Below are 17,779 nucleotides of genomic sequence, written 5' to 3' on the forward strand. Positions count from 1 at the left end.
TCTGATACACAACAAAGCAACATGGAGGTATCTACATGGCACGAAAGGTGAAATTTCCGCTGGAACTGAGGGACGGCTATCTGGCACGCAGCAATATCGAGGAGGTACGTGCGCATTTTGATCTCGAAAAAATCATCGCCCAGTTCCATAACGGCAGACTGAAAATCTGGCTTGAGGATCACTACTTGTCGGAGATGGCGGAGCAGGTCGCAGCGCTTGACGGCGATGCCCTCGATCTCGCCACGCAGCTTTGCACCATCCTCGGTGTCGAGGGCGTTGCGACGGATACGGTTGATAGTTATGCCATTCGTGAGCGTGAGCGAAAGCTGCAAAAACTTCGACAATGCACAAGCAATGAGCGTTATCTGAATATGGTGGAGTATGCTGCATTCGATCAAAAAGATTTGAACGATGTGCTAAAAAATAATCCGACAGAGATTCTTTTGTGTGATGGCGAGTTTCATATTCCTCTCGTGGCAAAACAGCGTACCTACTACGGGATTGGGAAAGCCGTTGCCGTGATTGACAGCGGGAAACCTGTGGATTTTGAAAAACTGGGGATTCGCTTTGTCGATGTGGACTTTGATGAAACGTATGAGCAGGTGCGGACGAAAGTAATCGACATCCCAAAACGCATGACGCCTGAGGTCTTGGCGGAGCTGTGCAGTGTCCTGATCCTTGGAAATCTGAAAGATGGGCGGCGTGTCCTTGAGCATTGCAATCCTTTTTGGAAGGATGGTTTTACCTATCAGGTGCATCCCTATGTGTCCATCCCTGATACAGGGATTCGAGAGGGAATCGCCAAGGGACAGGAGATCATCATAGGATACGGGAAAGCCGGAAATTCGCTTCTCAGTACGAGGATCCTTGTCTTTACAGATCAATCCTTATATGTTGCAGATTACAATGAGCCGCTAATTCATGCACGTTATGCGGATATTACGCGTGTGCTGTTTGCTTCCAATTCGATGGACAGTGTTTTTCAAATTGATACATGGGGGGGAACGTACCAAATCAAGGATGCAAGGCGGTGGGATGAATGTATCGGCTTCTTTGGCGTGCGCCTCTTTCTCCTCGTCATGGCACGTATTTTTGGAAGTTCCAAATATGAGTTTACGGAGAGTGAGCTGTATATGCTCAGTCAAGTTCGTCTGGATTCGCTGAATGATCAGTACATCACAGAATTTTTATAACTCGTTGAAACACAACAAAACAGGGCAGATGCGGCTGCATCCGCCCTGTTTTGTATTTCAATAGATTTTTTCTTTTAGGCATAGGCTATATGTGGCGCATTGTGATCTGAAGAAGGGGAAGCAGAATCTTTATTATCGTGATTCAATGCACGCTGCTGCGCAAGTTCTTCCTGATACCAATCCTCAAGCTCATCATACTCCCGCTTAAACTCAGGATCTTTTAGCTGTTCTTCCAAGAACTCTGACCATGTAGTCATGATGGATTCCTCCTTTTATAGTCATCTCGGTATCTTTTTGCACGGTCTATTTCTTCCGGAGGTGTCTTTTGTGTTTTCTTAATGAACCCATTTGTGAGAACAGCAGTATCACCAACCATAAAGAAGTATAAAACACGAGAAATATTGTTGCCGAATATTGTTCTGAGTTCCATTATGCCATCACCAAGATTTTTTGAAATCGGGGGGCGTAGGCTGTGTCCCGCTGCAATCAGCTGATTGACAGTACGAGCAACTTTTGCTCTCATTTTAGGATCAAGCCCTTTTAAGAACTCTTTTGCTGGCTCTGTTCCATCTTCTTTCTGATAGAAGATAACATTCATCAGTATTCCTCCATATGGAGTATATTTAATTATCACAAATCTACAACGTTGTTCTACGATTCCCCTTTAATGACGGTCTTTAGAATATCTTTTTTGACTTCCTGCGCCATTGCGGCAACTTCGGGCATTCCCTGTGCGGGTGCCTCCTCGATCATCTCGTTGAAGATGTCGATGAGTTCGTCAACCTCAAGCTCTTTGATGCGGTTCAGGTCAATAATCTGTGCGGACATGGTGATTTCCCCCTTCAGTCAAACAGCAGGTACAGAATCGTCATAGAGTTCGTGTGGGGCAATGTCCTGCCCATCTGCCCATGTAACTGTAGCACCTGATACATGAACTGTTTGAAAAACAGCGGGAACTTTTAGCTTTTCGTACCATGACCCTTTGATGTACGGCATTACATCAAAAATTTTCTTCTCGCCTGTCTCAAAGAGCAGCAGTAATTTATAATCAGGAAGGGGCTGTACATCGAGTACTTTTGGCTGTAGCATGATATGTGCTCCTTTATTGCAGAGGAGGAATTTTGAATAGTTCTATTATACCATACCATTGGAGAAATATCATAGCATATTCCGCAGGAACTCCCGTGTTCGTTCCTCCTTCGGCGCAGAGAAAAATGTCTGCGGCTCGCCCTGCTCGACGATGACACCGCTGTCCATAAAGATGACATTGGTTGCCGCCTCGCGGGCGAATGCCATTTCGTGCGTGACGACGATCATGGTCATGCGCTCGGCGGCAAGCGCCCGCATGGTGCGCAGCACCTCGCCCGTGAGCTCGGGATCGAGTGCGGAGGTCGGCTCGTCAAAGAGCATGATGTCAGGCTTCATGGCGAGTGCGCGTGCGATGGCGACGCGCTGCTGCTGCCCGCCGGAGAGTTGGCTCGGGTAGTAGTTCTCGCGGTCGGAAAGTCCGACCTTGGCGAGGAGTTCGCGTGCGTAGGGGAGAATTTCGTCCTTTGACTGTCCTTTGACGTGGATGGGTGCCTCGATGAGGTTTTCGATGACGGTCATGTGCGGAAAGAGGTTGAACTGTTGAAAGACCATGCCCGTCGCCATGAGGATGCGCCGCACGTCGGCACTGTTTGCGTATGTTGCAGAGGTTTCACCGTCCGCTGTCCGGCAGAGTTTTTCTCCGCGGATGGTAATATCCCCACGGTCGATGGTTTCGAGTTTGTTGATGCAGCGCAGGAGGGTCGATTTGCCCGATCCGGAGGAGCCGATGATGGCGAGTACCTCGCCGCGTGTGAGGCTGAGGTCAATGCCGCGAAGGACGCTGAGGTTGCCGAAGGATTTATGAATGCCGCGCATGGAGAGCATGATTTCGTTAGCTGCCGTATCTGCCATAGTATGCCTCCAGTTTCTTGAATCCATAGGTGAGTACAGCGGTCATCGCGAGGTAGAAGATGCCGGCGATGAGGAAGGGGGTCATGTCGAACTCGCGCTGAACGATGGTGCGTGCAACGCGCAGGAGGTCGTTCATGGCGAGGATGTAGACGAGGGAGGTGTCCTTGACGAGGTTGATGGTTTCGTTGCTGACGGGGGGCAGGGTGATGCGCAGCACCTGCGGCAGGACGATCCGCCGCATGGTGAGCGGCGCACTCATGCCGAGCGCACGCGCCGCCTCGAACTGTCCGCGCGGAACTGCCTGTATGCCGGAGCGGAAGATCTCGGCGAAGTAGGCGGCGTAGTTGAGGATAAAGGCAAGCAGTGCCGCCGCGATGTCGGGCAGCAGGATGCCGACCATGGGCAGGGCGAAGTAAACGAAGAGTAATTGCAGCATCAGCGGCGTGCCGCGCATGATCCATATATAGATTTCGAGCAGACGGCTGAGCGGTCGGAAATGCGAGAGCCTCCCGAGCGCGGCAAAGAGTCCGAGCGGGAGGGAGAGCGCAAGTGTGATACAGAAAATCTCAAGGGTGATGGTCGAGCCGTCGAGCATGAGCAGTATCGTATCCAGTGTTTTATCCATTGATTTCATCCTAGCAGGCAAAAAAGGCTGCCGCGCGAAACGGCAGCCTTTCTTCCGTTATTTATTTTGTGATGTCCTTGGCAAACCACTTGGTTGAGATCTTCGCCATCGTGCCGTCCGCCTTCATCTCGTCGAGCACCTTTTGCACCTCGTCGCGCAGTGCCGTGTTGTCCTTCGCGAATGCAATGCCGAACTCGCTCGTGGGTCCGACGACCACATCAAGTGCCTCGATTTCCTCGGGGTGTTTGCTCATGTAGTAGCGACCGACGATCTCATCGCCGATGACCGCATCCAGTCTGCCGTTCTCAAGATCCATGAACGCCGCGACATAGTCGGGGTACTTCTTGACCTCCTTGACATCGTTCTTGTAGAACGGGGTCGCGTCGATGTACTCCTCCGCCGTACCCGCGCTCTGCGTGCCGACTGTCTTGCCCGCAAGGCTCTTCTCGTCCGTGACGGAGGTATTGCCCTTCTTCACGAAGATGATCTGACGGTTGTCCATATAGGGCTTGGAGAAGAGCATATTCTCCTTGCGTTTCTCGGTGATGTCGAGCCCGTTCCAGAGGATCTGGACGCGGCCGCTCTTGAGTTCTGCCTCCTTGCTCGACCAGTCGATCGCCTTGAACTCCACCTCACGCCCGAGACGCTTGGAAGCCTCCTTTGCGAGATCCACATCAAAGCCGACGATTTCGTTTTTCTCGTCCTTACAGCCCATCGGCGGGAAGTTGTCGTCAAGCCCGACGATGATTTTCCCCATTTCTGCCGCATTGTCCGTCGAAACGACCTTCTTTTCACTGCCGCCGCAGCCCGTGAGGAGTGCCGCCGAGAGTGCCATGACCGCTGCACCCGTAAAGATATTTTTCCAATTCATCCCACATCGCTCCTTTTAAATCCGTTTCTTTAACAAGATAAAGCGTTAACGTACGGTTATTATACGTCATAGGACAAATTAATGTCAAGTTTTATTTTCTCGGGAGGGTTTTTTTCATAAAGGGCGAAATATTTATAGGTGCAATAGTTTCGTATGTGATCAGGAAGATAAATCGAGGGAGGGCTTACCTTGCGTGCAATATCCGTGGACGATCTTGAAAATGGAATGATACTTGCGCGGACGATTGTCAATGCCAAACGTGTGGTTGTTGTTTCGGAGAACACGGAGCTGACGGCGGCGCATATCACGCGTCTCAAGTTTCTAAAGGTTTCCGTTGTCTACATCAAGGACGAAAATGAGCTGAGGGAAGAGCGATCCCCGATTTTCTCGCGCAGCAATCTCTTTATCAAGCAGTATGAGAATGTGGTCGGAACGGCGAAGTCGATCTTCGAGGAGACCAAGAAAACGGGCGCTGTGCCCGTCGCCGAGACGAATGAGATGGTGCAGACGGATCTCCTGCCGCTCTCGCGCCGCAGCGGGACGATCGACTATCTGAATGAGATCAATCATCTGGCGAGCGACATCTACAATCACTCGCTTCGCGTTTCGATTCTTTCGGGAGTTTTTGCGAAGTGGATGAAGCTCGACCGCGAGACATCGAAGGATATTGTTATGGCGGGTTTCCTGCACGATGTCGGCAAGTCGAAGTTCGATCAGCGTCTCCTCGAAAAGAACATTGATTCGCTCAAGGGGGAGGACTACGAGCGCTATATCCAACATACGGTGGACGGGGCGCAGATCCTGCGCAATGTTGCGGGGCTGACGGAGGGCGTGCGCCTGACGGCACTCCAGCATCACGAGCGGATGGATGGGAGCGGCTTCCCGTTCAACATCGGGGGCGAGGATATTCACCTCTATGCGCGTATTGTCGCGGTGGCGGATCTCTATGACAATATTACGATTGAGCGCGAGGGATACCCGCGCCGCACACCGTTTGATGCGGTGACGGAGATCGCGCGTCAGATGTATACGAAGCTCGATCCACAGGTCTGCATCCCCGTGTTGGCGAATATCAAGAACGCGTTCCTCGGCTCGCGCGTGCTGCTCAGCAACCATCGTGAGGGAACGATCACGGCATATCCGCACGGCATTGTGCCGCTGCCGATTGTCACGATCTCGGAGGACGAGGTGATCGATCTCAACGTGAACAAGAAGGTTACGATTGTAGAGTACAATCCGAAATAAGTGCTGTACGCACGATAAAAGCCCATCGGAGTAAATCCGATGGGCTTTTTGTGTGGAGGTTGACGGTATCAGCTGATACTTTGGAGTGCGTTGTACCACTCCAATACATTGTCGTAGGTCGGCTGTAGAAATTCGGGGGAGAGGTTTTCCCGCTCGCAGTAGGCGATAACGGTATCCCAATCACCCTTTTCATAGGCGATGACGAGGTCGAGGAGACGGCGCAGGTCGTTGTCCTTGCCAAGCAGAGCATCGGTGAGCTCGTCAGACAGATTGACCTCTTTGAGTACCTCCTCCATCGGGAGGTTGAGCAGGACATCGAGCAGCGAGAACATACCGAGCAGGAAGCCCGTGTCGGCGGTGAGCCCCGAACGCTTGAGCTTGGCGGCGATGAGTTCGCAGAACTTTGCACGCATGAGCGACAGGGTAAAGAGCTCGGGCGGTTTGTCCTCGGAGAAGGTCTGGAGGCTGACAAGGGTCACCCAACGGCGCACGCCGCTTGCTCCGAGGAGAACAGTCGCCTGTTTCAGATTGGAAACGTGGTTGGCGAGTCCGACTCCTGCGGAGTTGATGTAGGTGAGCAGCTTGTGAACGAGGTTCGTATCCGAGGAGATGACGCCGGTAATAGCGGAGAAATCGACATTCTGTCGGTTGATCTCGCGGAGAAGGCGCATTTTCGAGAGCGCGTTGCTCGTGAGCCGTTTCTGCTGCAGAATGGTGGGCTTGCAGAAGAAATATCCCTGAAAGAGGACGTAGCCGTATGCGAGCGCCTGTTGAAATTCCTCCTCGGTTTCGATCTTTTCAGCCAGCAGACGAACGTGCTTTGGCAGGATCTCGCGCATCTTTTTGCGCTCCTCGGGGCTCTCCGTGATGCGGAAATCCACCTTGATGATGTCTGCCATCTCAATGAGCGGCTCGTAGCCCGGCAGGAGGACGAAGTCGTCGAGGGCGATCTTGTAGCCCGCCTCCTTGAGCTCCTTTACGGCCTCCAGAATCTCCGGCGTTGGCTGCACATTTTCCAGAATCTCGACAACAACGGTTTCCGATGGCAGGAGTTTCGGCGCACGCGTGAGGAGGTTCTGCTCCGTAAAGTTGATGAATGCACGCTTGTCCGAAACGAGTTTGTTCATGCCGAAGTCGAGCATGGCGTTGACCATGACGCTCTGCGTCGCGACGTTGCCGTCCAAGTTGGGGTCAAAGGCGTTCTTGAGGCCACTGCGGAAGAGAATTTCGTATGCGTATACGTTCTTTTGTTGATCCAAAATGGCCTGTCGTCCGATAAATGCTTCTTCCATAACAAAGCCTTTCTATATGTTCTCGTTTATTTTTAATACCATGTCCTATCCTTTATATATACGAAGAAATTATAGCATATATTTCGGGAAAAAGAAATGAAAAGTCCCGTATTTAATGTTATAATGAAAAAAATTGAAATGGAAGTGATTGTTCGTGCTCAATGACATACAGATTGGGCGTTATCTGCCCGGAGATTCGTTTCTGCACCGCATGGATCCGCGTGTGAAGATGGTGCTGCTCTTCTTTTTCCTGCTGCTCATTTTTTTTGTGCAGAACGTGGCGGGATTCCTTGCACTCTCTCTTGCCGTTGCATTGCTGATGGTGTTCTCGGAGGTGCCGCTGGGGATGCAGCTGCGCTCGATCCGGCCGATTCTCTGGATTGTGATTTTCACCTTCGGGGTGCATCTCTTTATGACACCGGGGACGGAGGTGTTTCACGTCGGACCGTTTGCCGCAACGTGGGAGGGGGTGGCACGCGGGAGCTACATCAGTCTGCGCCTTATTCTGCTCATTCTCCTGAGCACGCTCCTGACGCTGACGACGAGCCCCCTGCGCCTGACGGACGGCCTTGAGTCGTTGCTCTCACCGCTGCGCCGTTTTCGCGTGCCCGTGCACGAACTTTCGATGATGATGACGATTGCCCTGCGCTTTGTGCCGACGCTGCTCGATGAGCTGGATCGCATCATGAAGGCGCAGAAGGCGCGCGGGGCGGATTTTGAGCGCGGGAACATCATGCAGCGATTGCGTGCGATTGTGCCGATCCTCGTGCCGCTCTTTCTCTCGGCGTTCCGCCGTGCGGACGAGCTCGCGCTTGCGATGGAGGCGCGCTGCTATCGCGGCGGCGAGGGGCGCACGCAGATGAAGGAGCTGCGTGCGGGGCGGATCGATTATGCGGCGATTGCCGTGTTTGTGCTCGGTGCGGCGGGGATCTGCGCCGTGAGCCTCGGAGGTCTGCCCATTGCGCCCTGAACACGTGGAAACGATGAAGGCGCGTGCGCGAAATATTGCGTTGAAAGTCGCCTATGACGGGACGAACTATCACGGCTTTCAGCGGCAGACAGCGCCGGTTATCGCGGTGCAGAATGTGCTTGAACGTGCTCTGGCAAAGGTCTGCGGGGAGCAGGTGGAGCTTGCCGCCGCAGGGCGGACGGATGCGGGCGTGCACGCGTATGGGCAGGTGGTCAATTTCTTTACGGACGGACGTATTCCAACCAAACGTCTGCCGCGTGCGGTGAACGGTCTTCTGCCGCCCGATATTGTGGTGACAGAGGCGTGGGAGGCGGCGCGTGATTTCAGCGCACGTCACTCGGCGACGGGGAAGGCGTATGTCTACCGCATCGAGCAGTGTACTGTTCCGAATCCCTTTACACGCAGCTATGCGTGGCAGATCTTTCAGCCGCTCGATCACGATGCGATGCGTGCGGTGCTTGCTCTGCTCGTGGGAACGCATGACTACTCCTCGTTTCGTGCGGCGGGCGGCGCGCCGATGTCGCCCGTGCGCACGCTCGATGAGATACGGATGGATGAGGATGGAGGCGGACGGCTCTCGTGCTGTCTGCATGGAAACGGCTTTCTCTATCACATGGTACGCAATATCATGAGTGCGGTGGTGAGTGTGGGGCTCGGGCGTATCTCGACGGATCGTTTCGCCGAGATCTTTGCCGCGCGTGATCGGCGGCTTGTGCCTCCGACCGCACCTGCCTGCGGGCTCTATCTGCTTTCGGTGGATTATGCGGAGGTGCCGCAGTGACACGTTGAAAGGAGGGATCCGCATGGAACGGGAGGCGGCACGGCGGCTTGTGACCGAGGCGGCGCGCGAGGTTCGGCGCGGCATCTCACACGAGGGGACGGGCGGCAGTCACGTCGTCACGCTTGTCAATGCCATTTTGGAGGCGGCGCTTGCGGCAGAGGCAACGGACATTCACCTTGAGCCGATGGGCGGCAGACTGCGCATTCGTATGCGCGTGGACGGGCTTTTGCGGGAGCGTCCCGTCCAGTTTCCGCAGGAGCTTGCTCCTGTCGTCATTGCACGGCTGAAGGTGATGGCGGGCATTGATACGGCGAAACGAAACCGGCCGCAGGATGGGCAGATTCGCTATGTCAGCGGCGGGCGTACGATTCATATGCGCGTCGCCGTTGTGCCGGTGGTGGACGGTGAGCGTATGGTCGTACGCATCATGGATGCGTCGGAGCGTTTTCTCAGCTGTGCGGAGCTTGGCTTTACCCCGCGCAATCAGGAGCTGTTCGAGCAGCTGATTCACCGCCCGACGGGGCTGCTCCTGCTTTGCGGACCGATGAACTCGGGCAAGACGACGACGCTCTATGCGGCACTCGCGGAGCTCAACGATCCGAGCTGTCACATTATGACACTGGAGGATCCCGTGGAGCGCAGGATCGCAGGCATCAGTCAGTTCCAGGTGAATCCGGAGGCGGGTCTGACCTTTGTCGCGGGGCTGCGTGCAGTGCTCAGGCAGGATGCGCAAAAGATCCTGCTTGGTGAGATCCGCGATCTGGAAACGGCAGAGATGGCGGTGCGGATCGCTCTTACGGGACACGCTCTTTTTTCGACGCTGCATACGGAGGATACAGTCTCCGCCATTTTTCGTATGCTGGAGATGGGGACGCCGCCCTATCTGCTCGCGGCAACGCTCTCGGGGGTGATTGCGCAGCGGCTCGTGCGGCGTGTCTGTCCGCACTGCCGTGAGGAGTACCGTGTCGCTGCGGATTCGCGTGAGCGGGCACAGCTCGGCGACCGCTATCATGACGGTCTGACACTCGTGCGTGGGCGCGGCTGCGAACATTGCCACGGGAGCGGATACCGCGGGCGTATGGCGATTCATGAGGTGCTGCCTGTTACCGAGCGTATCCGCACGGCAATTCTTGCGGCGCGGGATCGGGCGGCACTCTGCCGTGCGGCGGAGGAGGATGGGATGGAATCGCTGTGGCGGGATGGTGCGGCAAAGGCGTTGGCGGGGGAGACGACCATCGCGGAAGTGGGGCGGGCGCTCTATGGTTGACAGCGGGCTGTTTGCGGATGTCTTGCACCGTATGATCGCGGCGGAGGCATCGGATCTGCATATTGCGCCGCAGCAGCGGGTACAGATGCGGTGTGACGGTGTGCTCCGACCGGAGGAGTTCGTACCGTGTGCGGCATCTGTCGAGCAGATTTGGGAAAATATGGCAGGAGAGGCGCAGCGTGCTGCGCTCGGTGCGCAGGATGTGGATTTGGCGTGGAACTATGGAGGACGGCGTTTTCGCGTCAATGCCTACCGTATGCAGGAGGGCATCGGTCTTGCACTGCGCCTTCTGCCCGAGCGGATACCGACCCCCGAGGAGATCGGTATGCCGCGTGTGGTGCGTGCTCTCGCCGAGCGGCGGCATGGTCTGGGGCTCGTCTGTGGGGCGACGGGGGCGGGCAAGACGACGACGCTCGCCTCTCTGATCGAGGAGATCAATCGGACGCGCAGTGTGCATATCGTTACACTGGAAGATCCGATCGAGTACATCTTTCCCCCCGCGCGTGCTTTTTTCAGTCAACGCGAGGCGGGGCGCGACTTTGTGTCGTTTTCGGACGCGGTGCGGAGTGCGCTGCGTGAGGATCCGGACATCCTGCTCGTGGGGGAGATGCGCGACCGCGCGACGGTGGAGGCGGCGCTGATGGCGGCGGCGACGGGCGTACTTGTCCTCGGGACGCTGCATACGCGCAGCGCCGCCGAGACTCCGATGCGCGTGGAGAGTATGTTTTCACAGGATGTGCGCGATGCCGTGCGGGCGCAGTTCGCCGATGCCGTGACCGTCATCGCTGCCCAGTACCTTCTGCCGCGTGTCGGCGGCGGGCGTGCGGCGGTGTTCGAAACGCTTGCCGCGACGCCTACTGTGCGCAACATCCTGCGGCAGGGGAACTACAGCCAGCTTACCTCCGTGATGATGAGCGGGGCGGCGCAGGGGATGCAGACGGCGAAGATGGCAGAGAACGCTCTCCGGGCGAAGGGCATGATTGCATGAAGATGTTCTCCTATCGCGCGTGTGCGGCGGACGGACAGATCCGGTGCGGCGTGGTTGCGGCGGAGTCCGCTCCTGCCGCCGTGCGTGCGCTGGCGGCAGAGGGGAATACTGCGCTTGACATCCGTGAGCGGCGCACCGTACGTATGCCGTCTGTGCCGATTTTGCACGGGGGCATTACCCCTGAGGATCGGATTGCCTTTTTGCATGAACTTGCCGCCCTTCTCGGTGCGGGGATGCCTGTGCATGAGGCACTGGGACATATCCGTACGGGGGTGGCATCGGATTCTGTCTATGGGCGGCTTGTTTGTGCGCTTCACGCGGATGTCCTGCGTGGACTGTCGCTCTCGCAGGCGATGGAACTGCGTGATGCGAGAGCCTTCGCACCGAGCCTTGTCGGCATGGTGCGTGCGGGGGAGGAGAGTGGGCGGCTTGACACGATCCTCCATGAGGCGGCAGAGGTGGCGGCTGAGGCACATATCTTGCGTGAGTCGCTGCGCAGCGCACTTGCCTATCCCTTCTTTTTGCTTGCGGCAACGGCTGTTTCGGTGCTGCTCATGATTATTTTTGTGCTGCCCGTCTTTGCTGTGCTCCTGCGTGATCTCGGGGCGGAGCTGCCGCTGCCGACACGGATCCTGCTCGGGCTGTCGGATGCCGTCGCCGCACATCCGTATGCGCTTCCCGTTGCTGCTGCGGCAGTTTTGATGAGCGGCGTGCTTTGCCGTCGCGTGCCGCGCCTGTGCCTCTATGCGGATGCATTCCTCTTGCGCGTGCCCGTGCTCGGGACGTTCGTGCGTCTTGTCGCATGGCAGACAATCCTGCGTACGCTCACGATTCTGCTTCGCAGCGGCATTCGACTGGACAGCGCCGTCGGGCTTGCATCCTCCGTGACGGGCAACCGTGCGCTCTCTCTTCGGCTGGAACGGATGGAGCAGCGTCTCGTTGAGGGGCGCACGTTCTCGCAGGTGGTCGCACGCGAATCGTCTTTGCCGGAACTCCTGCGCGGAATGCTTTCGGCAGGGGAGGCGGCGGGGGATCCCGAGCGCCTTTTGGTTCATGCGGCGGATTATTGCCGACGCAGGGCGGATGTATATGCCGCACGGATGGAGGCGCTTGCCGAGCCGCTGATGATTTCTCTTGTCGGCTGCATTATTTTCTTTGTTGTCCTCTCTGTGCTCCTGCCCATTTTCGACGCGATGGATGCCATGATGTAAGGAAAATAAAAAGTCCCCGAAACGGGGACTTTTTTGTGCCTATTTTCGTCTGCGCAGTCGTTCGAAGAAGAGGGAACAGCTCATGCAGCCGGCAAAGATGAGTACCAGATCGAGCTGATACTCCCATGTGCCCACGATGCCGCCGAAGGACATATGTTCAAAGAGAATTTTTTCGTAGATATGTGTTGTGACAAAGGAATGCACGCCCGCGAGGATGAGGCAGATCCCGAGCACATCGTAGATATGTGCTGCGCCGGCGGGTATTTGCAGCGGGAGGCGGCGCAGTATGCCGTTCCAGATGCTCCGCCAGTGGAACCCTGCGTGGATGCCGACGATGAGATAGAACAGCACCGCCGCTGCGAGATGCGTGCCGTGTACATAGATGGAGACGGCTCCGCGCAGACGGACGACGGGCACGGCATAGAGCGAGATGAGGATGCCTGTCACAATGACGATCACGAGAAGCCCCAACATGATGCTGTTGACGATGTTGAGCGGCGTGATCCTCAGCCGCAGCGTCACGAGCGCCCGCAGATAGCGGCGGACGAGAAACAGATGTGTGCCGCCGAGCAGGAGAAAGACCAGTCCCAGATACTCGTGATAATATTCGGTGGTCAGAAGGCGATTCGGCAGAAACAGCAGCGATGTCCAGATGAGGATATAGAGAAGAATGCGCATCAGTTCGTATACCCCAGCGAGGCGAGCCAGTTGGCGACGTGAATTTTTGCCTGTTCCGGGCTGTTATGCACCAATTTTCCCTGAATGCCGAAGCCTTTGCACAGTTGTGCTCCCCTCGCAAAGTGGGGAATGTCCTCCTCCATTCCGCTCATGGAGTTGCCCATCCCCGTGCAGAACGGGATGATGGTCTTGCCTGTGAAATCATAACTCTCAAGGAAGGTATAGACGGGCATCGGCAGATCGTGAAACCAGATCGGATAGCCAAGGTAGATGATGTCGTACTGCGCCATATCCTCCAACTGTGACGCGAGGGCAGGACGTGCCGTCGTTTCCTGCTCCTCCTTTGCCACCCGTGTCATCTCCTGATAGTCGGCAGGGTAGGGGGTGACTGTTTTGATCTCGAACAGTCGATCCGCCTTTGTAATCTCTGCAATCTGTTCCGCGACAATATGGGTGTTTCCCTTGTCGATGAAGCCCACCTCGTAATTTTCCCCCGTGCGTGAGAAAAATGCGACGAGGATGCGCTTTCCTGCAAACGCCTCAGGAGGGTGAACAGGACGACTGAGATCGAGTGCCGAAGCCTCCTCATGTCTGTCCACACTGTTGTTCTCGGCAGTATCTCCACAGCCGAGGGAAAGGAAGGTGAGAAGCACAAAGAGCACCACTGCTATTTTTTTCATGAAAAGCCCTTTCGTATGTCGCTTTGATCGAAAAACGCAGCAAAATACATAAAAAGCCAGCTTCGTAGCATGATGTGAGGCTGACTTTTGTATGGTGACGAGGTTCTTATTTTCCGGTGAAGGAGATTTTTGCTCCCTGCATCAGCGAGGGAACTGCCGTACCCTCCACCTCGATCTGCCCCGGCATGGAACCCTTCGCATTGAAGATGAGCGTGCAGTGACCGCTCTCACGGATCGTATCGTTTGCATTCTCTCCGACGCGCACAACCTTGTATTTCTGCTTTCCGATTGTGAGCGTGTCCCCCGCAGCAATGTCCGCCGTCAGATCTCCCGGCGTATGCTCGATGACCATTTCGGCGAGGTTCGGATGTGCGCCCTCGTCGAGCAGGATGACGCTGCTGTTGCTCTCAAGGAACTTGCGTGCCAGCTTGCCGATGGCGGTCACGTTAACTTCATATTTTACACTCATGGTAATGCCTCCCCGGATCATGCTCCGAATTTCCCAATGATTTCTTAAAATCATTCTACCACAAGCACTTCCCATTGTAAATCTTTTCGTGTGTTCGTGGGGGGTGCATTGACAAGTGAAATAGAAATTAGTACACTTTTGCCAAGGAATCCGGCGGAACAGCTGAATGCATCGGCACTTCCTTAACGGGGGATTCCGAGTGGACAATTTTATAGGGGGGATTTGATATGCAGGACATTCGTTTGGACAGTCCGCTCAAAGGACGGCTCATCCCGCTCTCTGAGGTGACAGATCCGGCATTCGCAAGCGGTGCGATGGGGCGCGGCGCAGCGATTGCCGACCCGGAGGGGCGCGTCGTCTCGCCGGTGGATGGCGAGGTCACGGTGCTCTTTGGCTCAAAGCACGCCATCGGCATTCATTCGGCGGACGGAGTGGATCTCCTCATCCACGTCGGCGTGGACACGGTAAAGCTTGAGGGCAAGCATTTCACGGCACACGTTGCACAGGGGGATACAGTGAAGCGCGGGCAGCTGCTGCTTGAGTTCGATCCCGCCGCCATCCGTGCGGAGGGGTATGAAACGACGACCCCCGTGCTTGTGACGAACGCGGCGGACTACGGGAAGATCACGTTTGCACTGGATGGCGCAGAGATCTCCTCGGGCGGTGATGAGCCTGCCGAGGAAACACCTGCGGCAGCGGCCCCGGCGGAGGATGATATTGATCCGAATCTGCCGAAGGAGGAGCGCGTCGCAAAGCTGATTTGGAAGTATGTCGGCGGCGCGGGCAATGTCCGCAGTGCCGAGCACTGTGCGACGCGTCTGCGTCTCATCGTCAACGACAAGTCGATCATCGACGAGAAGGCAATCGAGAACATCGACGGGGTCAAGGGGCAGTTCTTCGCCGCTGCACAGTACCAGATCATCCTCGGTACGGGCTTTGTCGACAAGGTGTTCGACGCATTTGTCGCGGGCACGAATCTCGTGGGTGCGGTGAACAGCAAGCAGGAGGCGTACGATCAGATGACGCCGCTGCAAAAGGTTTCGCGCACGCTCGGCGACGTGTTCGTTCCGATCATCCCCGTGCTGGTCGCCACCGGTCTTTTCATGGGGCTGCGCGGCGCGGCGCAGAGTCTCGGCATCGAGATGAGCGACAATCTGCTCCGCATGAGCCAGATCCTCACGGACACGGCGTTTGCGTTCCTGCCCGCACTCGTCTGCTGGTCGACGATGAACCGCTTCGGCGGCACGCCCGTCATCGGCATCGTGCTCGGTCTGATGCTCGTTGCGCCGCAGCTGCCGAATGCGTATGCGATTGCGGCGGGCGATGCCGTACCGCTCTCGATGGATATTCTAGGTATTCCGATCCCCGTCGTCGGTTATCAGGGGTCGGTGCTGCCCGCACTCGTGCTCGGCATCTTTGCCGCGCGTCTGCAAAAGTGGTTCAAGACCTTTGTGCCCGACATCATCGACCTCATCGTGACACCGTTCTTGACGCTGTTCGTTTCGATGCTGCTCGGTCTGCTCATCATCGGACCCATCATGCACACGCTTGAGATCGGCATTTTCGGTGCAGTGCGTGCCTTCCTGGAGCTCCCGTACGGCATCGGCGGCTTTATCGTCGGCGGCGTGCATCAGGTCATCGTTGTGTTTGGCGTGCATCATGTCTTTAACGCGCTTGAGGTACAGCTGCTCGCATCGACGGGGCTTGACCCGTTCAACGCGATCATCACAGGCGCGATCGTCGCGCAGGGCGGTGCTGCGGTCGCTGTCGCGGCGCGTACGCACGACGCAAAGAAGCGTGCGCTCTACATCTCCTCGGCTGTTCCTGCGTTCCTTGGCATCACAGAGCCGGCGATCTTCGGTATCAACCTGCGCTTCATGAAGCCGTTCATCTACGGCCTCGTCGGCGGTGCGTGCGCGGGCGCGATTGCGGGCTTCCTGCATCTCGCGGGCACGGGCATGGGCATCACGGTTCTGCCGGGCACGCTGCTCTACCTTGACCACCTCGCCGAATACATTCTTGTCAACGCGGTTGGCTTCGGCGTGGCGTTCGGTCTGACCTTCACCTTCTTCCGTCCCGAGGAGTGAGCACTGTGGAGAACTTTGACAAGCGGGCAATCGACGCGCGGCTTGCGGAGGGATTCCCCTTCACGCACCGTTGGCACAACCGCTTTCATCTGGAGATGCCGTTCGGTCTCATCAACGATCCGAACGGAATGACCTACCATAACGGCGCATATCATATTTTCTTCCAGTGGAACCCGTTCGGCTGCGTCCATAAAAATAAATCATGGGCGCATACGAAGACACGGGATTTCTGCACATACACGATCCCGCAGCTCGCGCTGTGGCCGACGGACGAGCACGACAAGGACGGCTGCTACTCGGGCTGCGGCACGGAGGAGGACGGGCATCTGCGCGTTCTCTATACCTGCAATGCAAAGGATGCGCAGGGCAACCGCAGCTCTGTGCAGCGGTTCGGCACGTTCACGAAGGCGGCGGGTGCGGTCAAAAAGGAAGAGATCATTATCGACGGCCCGCCCGCGGGCTTTACGGCGCATTTCCGTGACCCCTATCTCTTTACATGGCGCGGTGTACGCCATCTCATCATCGGTGCGCAGACACAGGACGAGCGCGGCTGCGTGCTCGTCTACCGTGAGGCACCGATCCGTTGGGAATGTCTGGGCGAACTCCGCACACAGCTGAAGGACTTTGGCTATATGTGGGAGTGTCCGAACCTCCTTTCGTTCGGCGACTACGATGTGCTCGTCTTCTGCCCGCAGGGCGTGGAGGCGCGCGCCTACGACCGCCAGAACGTCTATCAGGCGGGCTACATTGCGGGACACGCCTCGATGGATGCGATGGAGATGCTGATGCACGGGCGGTTCAAGGAGCTCGATCACGGCTTTGACTTCTATGCGCCGCAGATTGTCACGCACGAGGGGCGGCACATCCTCATCGGTTGGATGGGAATGCCCGACCGCGAGGAGGATTACCCGACGCGGGAGGAGGGATGGATGCACAGCCTGACGCTCCCGCGTGTGCTGACGCTGCGGCAGGGGCATATCTTCTCCGAGCCGGCGCGTGAGCTGAAGGCGCTGCGTCACCGTGAGACCGAGCGCGTGCTTGAGGCGGAGGGGGAGAGTGAGTTCTCCGCGACCCTCTACGATCTCACAGAGTTCATCCTCGATCTGACGATGGGGGAGGCGCATACGGTTTCCGTTGAACTTGTCTTTGGACTGGAAAAGCTCGTGTTCCGCTACAATCGTCTGGAGCAGGTCATGACCATCGACCGCACGGGCATGAAGCTCGGCGGGCGCGGCAAACGCGTCTTTAAGCTGTATGCCGAGGATACGCTCTCCATGCGGGTGTACGTTGACCACGGCGCGGTGGAAGCATTCTTCCAGCACGGCGAGGAGGCGGCGACCATCGCCATCTTCCCCGAGAAGAACATTCAGCCGACGCTGCGCGTCTTTTCCGACGTGGACATGAAGCAACTGTCGGGCGTGCTCTGGGAACTTGAGCCGTTCCACTACGGAGGCATATGACAATATGACCGGAATCATCTT

The 17,779-nt window shown here is 56.6% G+C and carries 20 protein-coding genes; 9 read left to right on the top strand and 11 right to left on the bottom strand.

Annotated features, from left to right (window positions below):
• The first annotated feature begins 35 nt into the window (after positions 1-35).
• Positions 36-1,193 carry a hypothetical protein gene (locus QU667_RS02870; RefSeq protein ID WP_304987832.1) on the top strand — a complete coding sequence of 386 codons (1,158 nt, stop codon included), beginning with the start codon at positions 36-38 and terminating at the stop codon, positions 1,191-1,193.
• Between the two features lie 74 nt (positions 1,194-1,267).
• On the opposite strand, the gene QU667_RS02875 is transcribed toward QU667_RS02870, so the two are convergent.
• From QU667_RS02875 to QU667_RS02905, 7 genes are all read right to left on the bottom strand, one after another.
• Positions 1,268-1,450, bottom strand: a complete 183-nt coding sequence (locus QU667_RS02875; RefSeq protein ID WP_304987833.1) for an XRE family transcriptional regulator — start codon at positions 1,448-1,450, stop codon at positions 1,268-1,270.
• Positions 1,447-1,791, bottom strand: a complete 345-nt coding sequence (locus QU667_RS02880) for a type II toxin-antitoxin system RelE/ParE family toxin (protein WP_304987834.1) — start codon at positions 1,789-1,791, stop codon at positions 1,447-1,449. Before QU667_RS02880 ends, QU667_RS02875 begins: the two co-directional genes overlap by 4 nt.
• Positions 1,792-1,844: 53 nt before the next feature.
• Positions 1,845-2,021, bottom strand: coding sequence for a hypothetical protein (locus QU667_RS02885; RefSeq protein WP_304987835.1), 177 nt, complete (start codon positions 2,019-2,021; stop codon positions 1,845-1,847).
• An 18-nt stretch (positions 2,022-2,039) separates the two neighbouring features.
• Positions 2,040-2,282, bottom strand: a complete 243-nt coding sequence (locus QU667_RS02890; RefSeq protein WP_304987836.1) for a DUF2442 domain-containing protein — start codon at positions 2,280-2,282, stop codon at positions 2,040-2,042.
• 69 nt (positions 2,283-2,351) lie between these two features.
• Entirely contained in the window at positions 2,352-3,134 is a 783-nt protein-coding gene (locus QU667_RS02895) for an amino acid ABC transporter ATP-binding protein (RefSeq protein WP_304987837.1), read from the bottom strand.
• Positions 3,115-3,759: an amino acid ABC transporter permease gene (locus QU667_RS02900; RefSeq protein ID WP_304987838.1), complete on the bottom strand. Its 645-nt coding sequence runs from the start codon at positions 3,757-3,759 to the stop codon at positions 3,115-3,117. Before QU667_RS02900 ends, QU667_RS02895 begins: the two co-directional genes overlap by 20 nt.
• Positions 3,760-3,820: 61 nt before the next feature.
• Positions 3,821-4,630, bottom strand: coding sequence for an amino acid ABC transporter substrate-binding protein (locus tag QU667_RS02905; RefSeq protein WP_304987839.1), 810 nt, complete (start codon positions 4,628-4,630; stop codon positions 3,821-3,823).
• Between the two features lie 225 nt (positions 4,631-4,855).
• Here QU667_RS02905 and QU667_RS02910 point away from each other — a divergent pair, with 225 nt between their 5' ends.
• The gene (locus QU667_RS02910) at positions 4,856-5,875 is read left to right on the top strand and encodes an HD-GYP domain-containing protein (RefSeq protein ID WP_304988390.1); all 1,020 of its coding nucleotides are present in this window, start codon (positions 4,856-4,858) and stop codon (positions 5,873-5,875) included.
• 68 nt (positions 5,876-5,943) lie between these two features.
• Here QU667_RS02910 and QU667_RS02915 read toward each other — a convergent pair whose 3' ends face one another.
• Positions 5,944-7,167, bottom strand: coding sequence for an EAL and HDOD domain-containing protein (locus QU667_RS02915; protein WP_304987840.1), 1,224 nt, complete (start codon positions 7,165-7,167; stop codon positions 5,944-5,946).
• Between the two features lie 154 nt (positions 7,168-7,321).
• On the opposite strand from QU667_RS02915, the gene QU667_RS02920 reads away from it, so the two are divergent.
• From QU667_RS02920 to QU667_RS02940, 5 genes are read left to right on the top strand one after another with little or no spacing between them, the layout of a single operon-like run.
• Positions 7,322-8,137, top strand: coding sequence for an energy-coupling factor transporter transmembrane component T family protein (locus QU667_RS02920; protein WP_304987841.1), 816 nt, complete (start codon positions 7,322-7,324; stop codon positions 8,135-8,137).
• A gap of 13 nt (positions 8,138-8,150) precedes the next feature.
• On the top strand, positions 8,151-8,918 hold the full coding sequence (gene truA / locus QU667_RS02925) for a tRNA pseudouridine(38-40) synthase TruA (protein ID WP_304988391.1): 768 nt from the start codon (positions 8,151-8,153) through the stop codon (positions 8,916-8,918).
• A gap of 22 nt (positions 8,919-8,940) precedes the next feature.
• A complete protein-coding gene (locus tag QU667_RS02930) occupies positions 8,941-10,185 on the top strand; it encodes a GspE/PulE family protein (RefSeq protein ID WP_304987842.1) in 1,245 nt (414 codons plus the stop codon).
• Positions 10,178-11,173, top strand: coding sequence for a type IV pilus twitching motility protein PilT (locus QU667_RS02935; RefSeq protein WP_304987843.1), 996 nt, complete (start codon positions 10,178-10,180; stop codon positions 11,171-11,173). Before QU667_RS02930 ends, QU667_RS02935 begins: the two co-directional genes overlap by 8 nt.
• The gene (locus QU667_RS02940; RefSeq protein ID WP_304987844.1) at positions 11,170-12,384 is read left to right on the top strand and encodes a type II secretion system F family protein; all 1,215 of its coding nucleotides are present in this window, start codon (positions 11,170-11,172) and stop codon (positions 12,382-12,384) included. Before QU667_RS02935 ends, QU667_RS02940 begins: the two co-directional genes overlap by 4 nt.
• Before the next feature lie 39 nt (positions 12,385-12,423).
• On the opposite strand, the gene QU667_RS02945 is transcribed toward QU667_RS02940, so the two are convergent.
• From QU667_RS02945 to QU667_RS02955, 3 genes are all read right to left on the bottom strand, one after another.
• On the bottom strand, positions 12,424-13,062 hold the full coding sequence (locus QU667_RS02945; RefSeq protein ID WP_304987845.1) for a hypothetical protein: 639 nt from the start codon (positions 13,060-13,062) through the stop codon (positions 12,424-12,426).
• Positions 13,062-13,742 carry a flavodoxin gene (locus QU667_RS02950; RefSeq protein WP_304987846.1) on the bottom strand — a complete coding sequence of 227 codons (681 nt, stop codon included), beginning with the start codon at positions 13,740-13,742 and terminating at the stop codon, positions 13,062-13,064. The genes QU667_RS02945 and QU667_RS02950 overlap by 1 nt, the downstream gene beginning before the upstream one ends.
• A gap of 106 nt (positions 13,743-13,848) precedes the next feature.
• Positions 13,849-14,211, bottom strand: coding sequence for a PTS glucitol/sorbitol transporter subunit IIA (locus QU667_RS02955; RefSeq protein ID WP_304987847.1), 363 nt, complete (start codon positions 14,209-14,211; stop codon positions 13,849-13,851).
• A 227-nt stretch (positions 14,212-14,438) separates the two neighbouring features.
• Here QU667_RS02955 and QU667_RS02960 point away from each other — a divergent pair, with 227 nt between their 5' ends.
• Positions 14,439-16,298, top strand: coding sequence for a glucose PTS transporter subunit IIA (locus QU667_RS02960; protein WP_304987848.1), 1,860 nt, complete (start codon positions 14,439-14,441; stop codon positions 16,296-16,298).
• 5 nt (positions 16,299-16,303) lie between these two features.
• Positions 16,304-17,758 carry a glycoside hydrolase family 32 protein gene (locus QU667_RS02965; protein ID WP_304987849.1) on the top strand — a complete coding sequence of 485 codons (1,455 nt, stop codon included), beginning with the start codon at positions 16,304-16,306 and terminating at the stop codon, positions 17,756-17,758.
• The last annotated feature ends 21 nt before the right edge of the window (positions 17,759-17,779 follow it).

This window comes from Selenomonas dianae (assembly GCF_030644225.1).
In the GTDB taxonomy this organism is placed as follows: domain Bacteria; phylum Bacillota; class Negativicutes; order Selenomonadales; family Selenomonadaceae; genus Centipeda; species Centipeda dianae.